Raw genomic sequence first — 12,898 nt, 5'->3', positions numbered from 1 at the left:
CGGCTACAGGTCCAGAAACAGCTTGCGCACCGCCGGATCGGTCAGTTTGCGCAGTACGCCATCTATAGGCTCGAAAGTGTTCAATGTTTGTTGCTGTTCTGCCGTGAGTGTCTTCAGGTAATCATCTGCAACCTTCAAGTGCGCTGCTGTCGGTTTATCAACAGGACTGTCGAGCTTCTCATAGTGAAAATGCGCAACCCATAACGCATTGTTATCGGACTTGTCGGTTATCCGGTACTCCTGGAAATAATCGCCGAGCTGTCGGGTCTGGATACGGCCTCGTGCATCCCGGCTGATTTCAACTTGCGAGTTGTCATGCATCCACGTGAAAGCGCTTTGGGTCGGTTTGCGTAATTTGTACAGGCTTGCCCGGACGCTGATACCTGCCTTGCGCATCCGGGCGGCACCGTCACGCAGTTCGCGACTCAAATTGGCGATCGGCAGAGGTTCTCCGCCGGTGTCGCTTGTTCTCTTGATAGCTTGATCAACGCTCATGGCACTCTGTTCCAGCTTGAGTGCGTTTTGATCAAACAAGTCCTGCATATCAGCGGGTATTCGCCGTGGGCGCAGAGCGTCTTTTTTGGTGCGCTCGATGAATTTATGGGTGTTGCGGTTCAGTTCAAGGGCGGCCTCGACAATCTCACTGTCTTCCAATATCGGGGCAGGGTCTTGGTGGACGATTGGCTTGAATCGCTTAAGGGGCTCGTCCTTGGTTAATTCGGGCTCTTTTTGGGAGGGGGCGCGAGGGCGGGTCTTGCGCACTTTGATCGGTTGTCGTGAAGGTCCCTGGTGCTCTGATTGAGTCGCACCCTGTGCAGGAAAAAAGTCAGACTCCGGCAACAGTAGTTGCAGGCGGATTTGGGCCAGGTCCACGAACTCCTCGATCAGCGCCCGCAGACGATCGAGTTGATTTTTTTTGATCAGGCCGGGGTAATTCGCTGGCAACTCCTGGATGCGCTGGTCGGCATCGGCAAGGGTATCCACAAGTCTGTTCAACTCTTCGATACGCGCCTGCACTGGGCGGTTGTCGTCTGTGCCTTTTGTCAGGTCCGTCACCTCACCGGCGGCTGTTGCGGCACTCACGACAATTTCGCCCACCGCGTTACGGGCTTGCTGCATCAGCGGGTCGGCCTGTTCGTTCAGGCACAATTCCTGCGCCATGCCGATTTCGTTGGTTTTAAGGTCCAGTGCGGTAAACGACGGTGCGAACTTCCTGATTTCCAATGCTCTCTCAACACCAGGTCTGCCCCCAGCGCGCATTCCTGAAAGCGTCGAGTCGGAAATCATCAGCTTTATGCACATCTCGTGACTCAGATCGGTGGCCTGCTGGACGCGGTCTACCAAGCTTTGCCTCGGCGGGGTTGTCTGGTCGGGGTCGATCAGCAATCGGGTCGCCCTGGCGTACTCGTTTTTCTTGATGACAAACCATAACGACAGATTTTTCTGCAGCTCGGTGCTTATGCGCAGCAGTTCATAGACATAGTTTTCTGTTCCGCCCAAGGTCCGCCATTCCCCAAGCTGTACAAGAGCCTTCTGGTATTCACCGATGGTGGTGTCGAGTTGTGTCGCATACAAACTGGATAAACGATCGAAGTCTTCGCCACTGGCCTTCTGAATATCGGTTTGCATTTTTGTTAGCGCTGCTTCTTTCGAGGCTTTCTGGTCCTTGAAAGACTTCAGTATTTTTTCCAGTTTTTCTTTGCGCAGCGCGTTTGCGGCGTCCTGAAAACGACTGAGAGCATTCCCGGCCCCTGCTCGCAAACGCAGGCTGCGGTCGATCAACCACTGCCCCTTGGCATTGCGGATCAGCTGCGGGCCGGCTCGGCTCGGGTCGTGAGTGTCGACGATGTAAACTTGCTCTTCACCGACCAACATGACCTTGAACCAGCGAGTGTCAGCCTGTGCAAAACTTTCTTGGTCGATCTGATAGAGGTGAGGAGGCGTTGCATTCACTTTTGTTACGTTCTCGCCGGTGATGTCCGGTGCCGCAACGGCGAAGGTATCCAGGTAAGTACCCAATGCCGCAGGATTTCTACGCGGAATCGAGCCAGCCACATCAAGGAAAGAGCCATGGGTGGGTGGGAGTTCCGCGGTCACTGGGACGGGGTCGAGCGTGATGGTGAGCGGTTCAATGCTCGGGGTTATTTGCGTTTCGAGGGGGGGCCGTGGAAGCTGCGGTCTGCCGGGCAAGACTTTACGGCGCATCACCGCGTGGTGGCTGAGGATTATCCCTATCGTCAGCAGAATGTCCGATACCGCACTCCACTCAACGAAGCTGTCGCCCCGATCGCCGGCGTCGAGTGCCTGCTGGACTTCATTAATGGTCTGCCATACCCAGACGGCGGCTCCGACCGCGCCGCTGAGGAAATTCGATGCGACGTTGAACAGTGCCCAGCTACTGTCTTTCAATAGTGCCCAGCGTTGTTCGGCGTTGGATTGTGACTGGCGGTCAGCCAGATCGACCAACGCCTGCGCATTGTTTTTGAACAGTCTCGACAGGATGTCGCCGGTTATCTCTTCATTCCCGACGATCACGCGGCCGGCATTTTCCATTCGCTGAAGTGGGTTGACCAGTTGTTCGACCACCGCCCAGGGCGATGGCAGGCCCACGGGAAACACATATTGAGCGTACTCAAAGCTCAGGGTTTTGTCGGGCAGCCATGCCAGCACCGAGTCCCTGAGTTCGCCGGTTTGGTGCAACGCGTATAAAAGATTCTGGCGCGAGGGAAACTGCATCAAGGGTTGATCGAGCATCGGGCGATAGAGCAGGCAAGGGCCGCTATCGGCTTTTCGAGGGCCGATGATGTACATGTTCTCGACCGTGTCACTGCTGCTGATCAAGCGATGCTGCGGGTTCAGAGAGAGGGGGCAGATGGCGACGGATTTTGCATGACCGGTGCCAGGTTCTAACAATTCGCAAATGTATCGGTAGCCCTGTTCGTCGATCCCTGCCTCCTGTTTGACTTTGCCCTCAAGCGCCTGGAGCGGTAACAGCCACCGCAACTGGTCAGAGTAAAAGCGTTCCTGAAGCAGGGACTCGACAGGGTCGTCGATCAGCTTGCTTTTGATCAGATTCGGGTAAGCGTCGCCAATATTGACCTGTGCCGCCACAGCCGTGAGGAAGGTCGGCGTGAGCCAATCCGGAACTTCCTCGCCGCTGGTGAACGAAACGGTCGCCATGTAGGGCGCTTCGTTCTCCAAGGCGAATTCGGCAAGTGTCTCGGTGTGGCGGTCGAGTGGGTTGGGCAGGGTGAGATTGTCAGCGGTAAAGCTTGCGGTGATCTTGATCTGCAGTTTGTCCAGCGGGAGATCCGCCGCACCCGTGGCGCTTACGTCTGCGATGATCGCCTCACGCATCAGACGCTGTGCGTAATCGGTGATGGAAGGTATCTCGTCCCGGGCCTTCTTGCGCTCGGGTTGCCGATAAAGCTTGCCCAGCCCAGTAATGTAGCGACCGTAATCCTGAATATCGTTGGCCGATGCGCTACGCAGCCATTGCGGGATCGCCGCATTCAGTTGCTGGAGTCGCTTCTGTTCCGTTTTGTCGAGCCCCAGTTCAGGCTCAACATCATTGTCGTCAGTAGCCGCGACCGACATTATCGAGCCTATGGCATCCAGCTGTGACGCCACCAGGGCCCCGGCCATATGGTCGAAAACATTCCCGTCAGGCTCGAAAAGCCGCCATGTCAGGCTACGTCCGGCTAACTCTTCTTCCAGGCGGGCGGGTAGCGAGCTGCCTAGTTGTTCCAGCGAGCTGAACGACTCGTAACCGTGCTCGATCGTGTACATCACCAGCAATTGGCGTTTGCGATACGTCGCCTTGAGTACCAGCGCGCCGCCGAGTAAAAGGTGGCTGGGAACTCCATTGTCGACGACATCGATATCGATCAGGCCTGCCTGGATAACTGACAAATCCTCGTCCGAGTTTTTCCGTGTGGCTCGATCAGGATCGTTGAACACTTCACGAGCCATCGCGCACTCATCGGCGTCCCAGCCTTTGACTTTCGACACATTCAGCGCTTTGCGCAGTGAGTCGGAGAGCTCTTGCCAGCGAGCAATTTTGTGTCCAGTGCTATTCCAGTAATCCAGTTGCTGTACCTGCATTTCGCCGAGCAGCCGGGGTGTTGCATTGTTAAGTACTTCGGCAATCTGTTCGATGCTGACCGCGAGGTGGACCGGGTTTGCGGCCTCTGGCTGCAGTGTCAGGAATTGTTCCCCTTCGAGGTAATCGGCCTTCGTGCCGTCCAGGGTTTGACGGGTGAGTGTGTAAGTGAGGGATTCGAATATTGTTGAGCCTGCTTCGACTTGGTCGTTCACGGCATACCACTGCGGAGTGGCGACAAAGGTGTTTTCAGGGTCGATGTTCAGTTCCGGGTAGAGCTCCTCCAAGGTCTTGCGTAGCAGCAGCGAAGCGACTTCATGGAGTACTGGGCTGTGACTGGTCTGGCTGACCAGATCACTTTTATCCAGCAAGGGTGTCGAATCATTCCGGGGGGCGGGTGAAGTGATGTTGCTCATGGTGGATGCCTTCGCGTAGACGAGGTCAAAGCCTCTTGATACACCGAAGGTAAAGGGGCGCTAACTGCCCCAGGTGGTAACTATGTAGGCGTTGAAACGGACCCGCGTCACCGCGGGTCCCGGGCCTTGCACCCGTTCACTGTTTCGGGGCTGCGGATTTCGGTTTCGACAAAAACAGCGACCTGGCCAGATGGGGGCTGATCTCGCTGCGATAGATCTTGATCAACTCGTCGTTGGAGGTTGCTTTTCGCAGGTCCAACGCACCGCCCAACAGGCGTTGCGATTTGGTTTTCAGGTGCGCCACGGAGTAATCGGCAGCGGGGGTGTTGGCGGCCGGGTAGTGGAAGTGGGCGTACCACAGCACCTCCTGGGAGGGCTGTTCACGAATCTCATACTCCTCCAGGTAGTCCTTTTTGCCTTTGAGCAGGCTTCGACCCGGTGTCTTGACGATCTCCACCAGGCCTTTGCCGTGCAGCCATTCAACACGGGCGGCGGTGGGAAGTTGTTGTTTGGTCATGCTGATTCGGGTGAGACGGCCCTTTTCATGAAGGAGGGCTGCCCCTTCATTGAGCTGCTTGACCAGATTGACACCTGATCCCGGCCCTGCATCGGTGACGTTCTGATCAATCAGGGCCTGTTCGATTGCAGCGGCTGCCGCTTCCATTTGACGGGCCTGCTGATGGAACATTTCCTCGATTTCCACCGGGATACGCCCCTTCTTTCTTGAGTGTGCCTCGGTGCGGCGAGTAAAGGGCTGTAGTTGATCCAGCAATGACTGGCCCGTTTGGATACTGATCTTCAGATCCGGGCGTTTGGTTGGCGGTAACCCCGAAGTGGTTGCAACGTGTTCAACCCAGTTGCCGGGTGTTTTTTCGTGAAACGTCGCGATAACTTTTCCACTGAGGGGCGATGTCACATCGACAAAATCCGTATCGGTACCGACGGCGCGCTCACGTAGCCTGCCGACAACCGTGCCCTTGAAACGCGTCTTGATGATGCGCCGGGGGGCCGGGGCAGGTCGGGAAGGGCCCGGTGTAGGCTCAAGGATCCTTCGCTCGCGCAGCAGTTCTGCCAGATGATTTACGGTGCGCTCTTTGAATACTTCGATCCGCTGCCGCATAAGATCCAGCGGAGTCTTCAGCAGATGATCGGGGAATTCGTCGGGCAGGTCGACAATCCGTTGGTCGAGTGTTTCGAACTGCTCAACAAGATCATTAAAACCATCGATCCGTTCCGACAATGCAAGCACATTGTCGTCGGCGGCCAGGTCGAGTGAAGACTGAATGGTGAGACCGGCATCCTCAACGAGCCCTTCCAGTGCCTGACGAGTTTGCGAGGTGGCGGCTGTTGCGCTGTCGTTGAGGCAAAGCTCCTGTGCAAGACTGATCTGGAGCAACTTCAGATCCTGCAGATCGTAGGTCGGCAGGGTCGTCTTGTACTCCCGCGCCGTTTCTGCCGCCTCTCTGCCCAGTCGGGGCAGCTCGTCGATACGAGCCTGGGTGAACTCGATCTTATCGATCATGGCCTGGGTCAAGTCGTTGGTGAGTTGGTGAATCTGCCGGGGTGTCTTGGTGCTGGTGATCGCCTCATTTTCAAACAAGTCTAGAGATTGCTGCAGTTGTTCACCGAAAACCGTGTTTTGCCATTTGAACCATGTCTGCGTGAGTGACAGCTGATAATCCAGGCAACTGACGATGACCGGGCGGTAATTGGCGATTGGCTCGATTGCGTTATAGGCTTTGACTTGTTCGACATAGAGGCTGTAGGTCGACAACTGTGATTCCACTATCTCGATCAGCGGCTGGTGATTGGTATCAGTGGCGGTGGCTTCTGCGGCTTCCAAGTTGTTTTTAAGCTCAGGCTTTGTGCTCTCGAACGTAGTCAGTTGCTGCTTCAGATCGGTTTGGCGTTGTTGGTTTTCACGCTGAATATCTTTTCGATTGCGGCCTCCGCCACGCAGCCGAAGGCGTAGGTCGATGAACCATTCTCCCTTGGCAGAATGAATCAGCAAGGGACCCGTTTTTGCTGGGGTTTGCCGTGAGTCGATGATCTGCGCGTCACCATAGTCATTGAGCATGACTTCGAACCAGCGCTTTCCGACCTTGGCATACCATTTCTGGTTAAGCAGGAACAGAAAGCGGTAAGGCCCGGAAGCGACAGGCTTGGCTTCCAATGCGGAAGGTTTTGGGATCTCCAGACCGTCCAGAAAGATGCCCAGGGGTACCTTCGGCAGCAAGCCTTTGGTGTCAACGGAAGTTTCGTGCTTTGCAGGCAATTGATCGGCAGCAAGATCGGGCAGTTGAGTCACAGTGATCTTTGCCGCAGGCAGCGGTTTTTCGCTGGCAATCGAAACTGTCTCGTGGGCAAGCGCCACAGGTTTGTTGCGAGCGGCCGCCTGATGGGCAAGCACCATACCCAACGTCAGAAACAGGTCGGTCAATGCCGCCCATTGATCCTCTGAGTCATCCCTCTCCCGAGCCTCGTTGGCCTGGTGCAGGTCGTCCATGATTTGCCAGATCCAGGCGGCTGTTGCTGCGGTGCCTCCAAGGAAGGGCAGGGCAATATTGAACAGCATCCACCCGCCCTGTTTGAGCGTTGCCCAACGCCGTTCTGAATTGGAAACCGACTGCTGGTCGGCCAGGGTGATCATCGCGTTTGCGTTAGCGGTAAACAGAGCTTGCAGGGGCGGCTCTGTCAAAGGCGTCGCGCTGAGGCTTACCGCTCCCATCATGCCTAGAGCCGACTTCGGGTCGGTCAGCCACTGCGACAGCGTCCAGACAGAGGGTAACTCGCCTGGAAACACGTACTGCGAGTAGTTGAAGTGCAAGTCCTCCGGCAGCCACGCCAGGACCGACTGGCGAAGCGTCCTGCTATTTTTGATCGCGTAGAGCAAGTTTGCCTCACCGGGATATTGCAGCAGCGGATGGTTCAGCAGCGGCCGGAATAGCAGGCAGGGGCCTTTATCGACCAGTCGCGGTCCGATGACGAACATGTTGGCGACTTCATCGGCTTTGTTGTCGGTGCTCCCGCCCGGAATGAATGCCAGCGGGCGAATAATAATTTCCAGCCCGTCGACATATCGATCGGCCGCCTTCTCCTGCATGGCCGCAGCAACGTAGCGATAGCCATACTCATCGATGCCGGCCTGTCCGCGGATCTTCAGTTGAAGTGCCTGCAGCGGAAGTTGGATGCGCAATTGGCTGGCATACAGTTTTTGCCGCCACACGCTTTCCTTGAGGTCGTCGAAAAATTTGCTTTTGATCAGGCGAGGGTAGGTGTCGCCGATGTTCACTTGGGTAACCACCGTTTCCAGGTAGGCAGGTGTCATCCACGCGGGCGCCACCTCACCACTTTTGTATCGCACTGTCTTGTTACCCAGCGGCATGCCCATCAGGTTTTGCAGGGCGAAGTCGACCAGTGATAGCGAGAGAGTCTGCGTCTGGCCGGGCACGATGACAGCACCGAGGACGACGAGACTGGTGATGCTGACTTCGATGTCCCCCAGGTTAAGTTTTGTTGCGGCTGATTGATCGTCGATGTTCTTGTCTTTGATCATCTGGTCGGTCAGCGCTTGCAGGGCAAAGGCGGGGAGCGGGAGGATGCCCTGATCAAAGGGTTTTCCGACACTTTGCTCACGCAGCAGCGCCAGGTCCATCAAGTGACGGCTGTAGCGCGTTAGGTCGGAAGGCGTGGCTTTTGCCAGCCAGTCCGGCAACAGGCTCTGAATCTGCGTGTAGCGTGAAGAGGGTTGGTCGTGAAAGTCAGTGAAATGGGTTGCCGCAGCACCAACCTGCGGGGCAAGCGGTCGCTGCAATGAGGTTGTAAGGTCACCGATGGCGCCGATGGCGTCGATCTCAAGAGCGATCAGCACCCAGGCCTGATGGTCGAAAAAATTCCCGGAGGGTTCAAAAAGCCGCCATTTCATCTCGCCATCAATCTTGGTCATCGATACGTTACCGGACAACGTGTCGCCAAGTTCTTCCAGTGAGTCGTAACGCTTGAAACCTTCAGCGATCGAATGGGTAATGATGAGCGTGCGTTCTTCCAGGGTGCCCACCAGTACCGCAATATCCAGGACTCGCACATGTTCGTCGGCCTGATTGTCGATATCGATCAGGCACGCCTTGGTCGCGTACTTGTCGTCAGCCTTTCGTTTATCCGAATCAGGGTAGTCGTAAAGGGACAGCGCCATGGCCCGCTGGTCTTCGTCCCAATCGGTCATCTTGCCGCCGCTCCAAAGATCCTTCAGTGAGCTGGAGAGTTGATGCCAGCGAGGCGTCAAGGGGTCGACAGGCTCGCTCCAATACTGAAGTTGTTGTTCTTGATAGGCGACAAACAGCTCGCGGGCCAATTTATTGAGCAGGCACCCCAGGGCGTCGATTTTGACCGGTAGCTGTTTCACCGGTTCGACACCCGGTTGCAGGGTCAGAAAGTGTTCCCCGTCGACGTAGTTCTCCGTCATGCCCGATAAACCGAGCCGTACCAGTACGTCGGTCAGGGATTCGAATCGGCTTTTGCCCGGTATGACCCGATCATCGACGATAGTCCAGACCGGAGTCACCACCATCGCCTGGTTCGGGTCAATGTGCAGTTGCGGATAGTCGGTTTCGAGGGCAGTACGCAACGAGGTGAACGCGACCTCCCTGATTGAAGGACCGGTTACCAGCTGGGTCAATATATCTTCGGAGATTTTGGCGGAAGTGTCGGACATTACCTTTCCTTGTCGATGAAGCGCAGTGGGGTAGCGCTGTATACGGGCAAGGTAGAGGGCCATCGAGGACTGAAGGTGGTAGATAGATATCGCAAAAAAAAGACCCGCGGGTTATGCGGGTCTTCGGTTTCCGGTGATGTTTCAGGTGGCGAAGATAGGATGCTTGAGTCTGTTCATTGTTTCCTCATTGAGCGCCTTCAAAACCTTCAAGGACGTTCACGGCGTTGATGCCGATTTCTTCCACTGCATAACCGCCTTCCATCACGAACAACGTCGGCACGCCGAGCTTCGCGATGCGCTCGCCCATCGCCAGGTAATCCGGGCTGTCGAGTTTGAATTGGGAGATCGGGTCGTCCTTGAACGTGTCAACGCCCAGGGAGACCACCACGACGTCGGCACCGTAGGTTTCGATCTCCTTGCAGGCTTGTTCCAGTGCAGCGCTCCAGGTATCCCAGCCGCTGCCGGCGGGTAGTGGGTAGTTGAAGTTGAAGCCTTCGCCTGCGCCTTCACCCAGCTCGTCGTCGTAGCCGAGGAAGAACGGAAACTCGGCTTCCGGATGGCCGTGGATCGAGGTGAACAGTACGTCGCTGCGCTCGTAGAAAATCGACTGGGTGCCATTACCGTGGTGGTAGTCGACGTCGAGGATCGCAACTTTCTTGTGGCCCTGATCGAGGAAGGCTTGAGCGGCGATGGCGGCGTTGTTGAGGTAGCAATAACCGCCCATCAAATCGCTGGCGGCGTGGTGTCCCGGCGGGCGGCACAAAGCGAAGGCGCTGCGTGCGCCGCGCTGAATTTCTGCCTGTGCGGTGAGCGCCACTTGCGCTGCGCTATACGCCGCTTGCCAGGTGCCTGCGGTAATCGGCGCGCCGCCGTCGAAGCTGTAATAGCCGAGCTGGCCATGCAGGCTGGTGGGTTTGATGGCGCGCAAGGTGCGGGCAGGCCAGGTGTAGGGCAGCAAGTCGCCGTCGGTATTAAATTCGGTCCAGCGTGCCCAGGCGCCTTTGAAGAAGTCCAGATAGTCGCGGCTGTGGATCCGGGCGATCGGGTCGATGCCGAAATCCTTCGGTGCTTCCACGGGGCCGAGGTTCTGGTTTTGCACCCGCGCCAACACGTGATCGGCCCGCGAAGGCATTTCGAAACACGGCTTGAGTTGCCCGTCGATCAGTTCACAGCGGCCGTGGTGCAGATGATGGTCGTCCGAGTAGATGGTCAGCATTTCTTGTTCTCCGCAGGCTGATTCGGTTCGCTACAGTCTTGCGGCGGATGGCAATTCAGAGAACGGCAGGAAAGGCCAAAAGGAGATCGATATGGCCAAAATAGCTGACCGAAATTCGCCCCCTCTTGCGGGAGCGGGCTTGCTCGCGAAGGCGGTATCCAAACACCGTATTAATCAAGGCCTGAACTGGCTCGGCGCCACACCGCTCCAGCGCACAAACGCATGACGGAAGCTTGCGGTCTCGCTGAAGCCGAGTGCTTCAGCGATCAGGTAAATCGGCATCTGGTCTTCGCAGAGCATGTGCTTGGCCTGTTCGAACCGCAGCTCATCCAGCAACTCCTGATAACTGCACCCCAGATTCTTGAGGTGTCGGCGCAGGGTCCGCGCCGAGCAATTCATCTGCTCGGCCAACCCTTCGAGGCCTGGCGCCGCATTCAGTTGAGCGCTGAGCAGTTGGCGAATTCGCCCCAGCCACGCCTGGCGCCCGGTGAACTCGGTGTTCTGCTTGCGGCAGCGCTCGGCCATGGCCTGATGGGTGATGGCGTCCGCGAGCGGCAGGGGCTGGTCGAGCCAGCGCTTGTCGAAAGCGAAGGCGTTGTTTTGCGCGTCGAAGTGCAGCGGGCAGTTGAAGTGTTCGGCGTAGGTCGCTTGATAGTCCGGCGCAGAGTGTTCGAAGCGCCCGGCGATCAACGGCAGTGGGTGGCCGAGCAGGTCGTCGCAGATGACTTTCAACGACACCAGGCAGAATTCGGCATTGAACACCGCCATCGACGGGCTCTCCCGGTAGTCGGCGGCGACGAACCAGGCGCGCTCGCCGTCGTCCTCCAGGCTCAGCTCGAAAAGTGTTCCCAACAGCGCTGGATAACGCATTGCCAGGCGCAAAGCGTCACCGAAAGTGGCACTGGTGAGCAGTGCATAACCGAGCATCCCGTAGCAGGAAACGTGCATGCGTCGACCCAGCTCCAGGCCGATGTCACGCTTGAGTGCGACCGCGTTGGCGCAGACCTGCATCTCCTGGTTGGTGGTGATGCGGGTGTCCGCCCGGCTCAGATCCGCCGCACTGATGCCGCTTCCGGCGAGCAGCGCTTCGCTCGACAGACCTTCGGCCTTGAAGGTGTTGAGCACCAGAGAGACGGCGTTGAGAGTGGTGAGGTGGGAGTGGAGCATGGGCGGCTTCCAGCCTTGGGGATGGCTGAAGTACAGCAAGTTACATGCCGATCGATGGACCTGTGGGAGCGGGCTTGCTCGGGAAGGCGGTGTAGCAGTCCCATAGATGTTGGATGTGTCGCCGCCTTCGCGAGCAAGCCCGCTCCCACAGGGTTTTGTGTGGTGTCAGCTCAGTTCGCCGCAGACATCGAGCTCGACAAGACGACGCACTTCAGCGTTATCCAGCCCCGCACCCAACAACGCGTGCAACTTGCCGAACGCCGCTTCACGGGTCATGCCGCCACCCGAAAGCACGCCGGCACCGCGCAACCGACTACCGGCCTCGTAAACATCCAGCTCGACACCGCCTTCGTGGCACTGAGTCACCGCGACCACCACCACACCCTTGTCCCGCGCGCGACCGAGGCTGGCAAGAAACTCTGGGTTGTCACTCGGCCCGGTGCCGCTGCCGTAGCACTCCAGCACCAGCCCCTGAATCCCGCTGTCGAGCAGGCCATCAAGGATCTCGGCGCCGATGCCAGGAAACAACGGCAGAACGGCGACCTTCGCCAATTGCTTTGGCTGGTCGTATTTCAGTTGTGCAGGGATAGAGGGCGCTGCTACACCGCCACCCTGGCGCTGCAGCCGCTTGAACGGATGCCGACCGAAACTGCGCACCTTCGCGCAACGGGTCGGGTCCAGCAGTTCGCCATGGAAGTACAGATGGACGCCTGGCGCCAGGCCTTGGCCGAGGGCGACCAGCGCGCCGCCGAGGTTTTCCCAGGCATCGCTGTCCGTCACGCCGGCCGGCAGCATCGAACCGGTGAAACATACCCGCGCGTGCAGGCCGAGCAACTGAAAACTCATGGCCGCAGCGCTGTAGGCGAGGGTGTCGGTGCCGTGCAGGATCAGCACACTGTCGCAGCCCTGGACGTCGACGGCATCGACCACCGCTTCACGCAATTGCTGCCAGTACGCCGGGGACATGTTGGCGCTGTCAATCAACGGCGACATCTCGCGAAAGCGCCATTGCGGCACCACCAGCTCAGGCTGGCTGTGCAGGTATTCGCGCATCCGCGCTTCGAAACCGGACGCCGGGGCCAGGCCGTTGGCACTGGCTTGCATGCCGATGGTGCCACCGGTGTAAAGCACCATGACGTGCTGGGCGGCAGGGTAAGTCGAGGAATTCATGGGGTTCTCCGAGAAGGAACGCATTCCCAATGTAGGAGTGAGCCTGCTCCGGGCGGCGTGCCGACGATTACGGTCTGTCAGCCAGCATAAACACCGACTGACACACCCTCATCGTC

General features: G+C 57.7%; 5 protein-coding genes. All 5 read right to left on the bottom strand.

The window, feature by feature from the left end; translation table 11 throughout:
* Positions 1-3 precede the first annotated feature (3 nt).
* Positions 4-4,518, bottom strand: coding sequence for a dermonecrotic toxin domain-containing protein (locus tag ORL50_RS02385; RefSeq protein WP_266009615.1), 4,515 nt, complete (start codon positions 4,516-4,518; stop codon positions 4-6).
* A 136-nt stretch (positions 4,519-4,654) separates the two neighbouring features.
* Positions 4,655-9,229 (bottom strand): DUF6543 domain-containing protein, encoded by a 4,575-nt coding sequence (locus ORL50_RS02380; protein ID WP_266009614.1) that lies wholly within the window; start codon positions 9,227-9,229, stop codon positions 4,655-4,657.
* 184 nt (positions 9,230-9,413) lie between these two features.
* Positions 9,414-10,445, bottom strand: coding sequence for a histone deacetylase family protein (locus tag ORL50_RS02375; RefSeq protein WP_266009613.1), 1,032 nt, complete (start codon positions 10,443-10,445; stop codon positions 9,414-9,416).
* Between the two features lie 174 nt (positions 10,446-10,619).
* The gene (locus ORL50_RS02370) at positions 10,620-11,612 is read right to left on the bottom strand and encodes an AraC family transcriptional regulator (RefSeq protein ID WP_266009612.1); all 993 of its coding nucleotides are present in this window, start codon (positions 11,610-11,612) and stop codon (positions 10,620-10,622) included.
* A gap of 165 nt (positions 11,613-11,777) precedes the next feature.
* Positions 11,778-12,782, bottom strand: coding sequence for an asparaginase (locus ORL50_RS02365; RefSeq protein WP_266009611.1), 1,005 nt, complete (start codon positions 12,780-12,782; stop codon positions 11,778-11,780).
* Positions 12,783-12,898: the final 116 nt, after the last annotated feature.

The sequence above is a fragment of the Pseudomonas sp. RIT-562 genome (genome assembly GCF_026241895.1).
GTDB classification, from domain to species: Bacteria; Pseudomonadota; Gammaproteobacteria; order Pseudomonadales; family Pseudomonadaceae; genus Aquipseudomonas; species Aquipseudomonas mandelii_F.
Note: the sequence above shows the minus strand (reverse complement) of the source record. Positions and strands in the feature narration are given on the sequence as shown.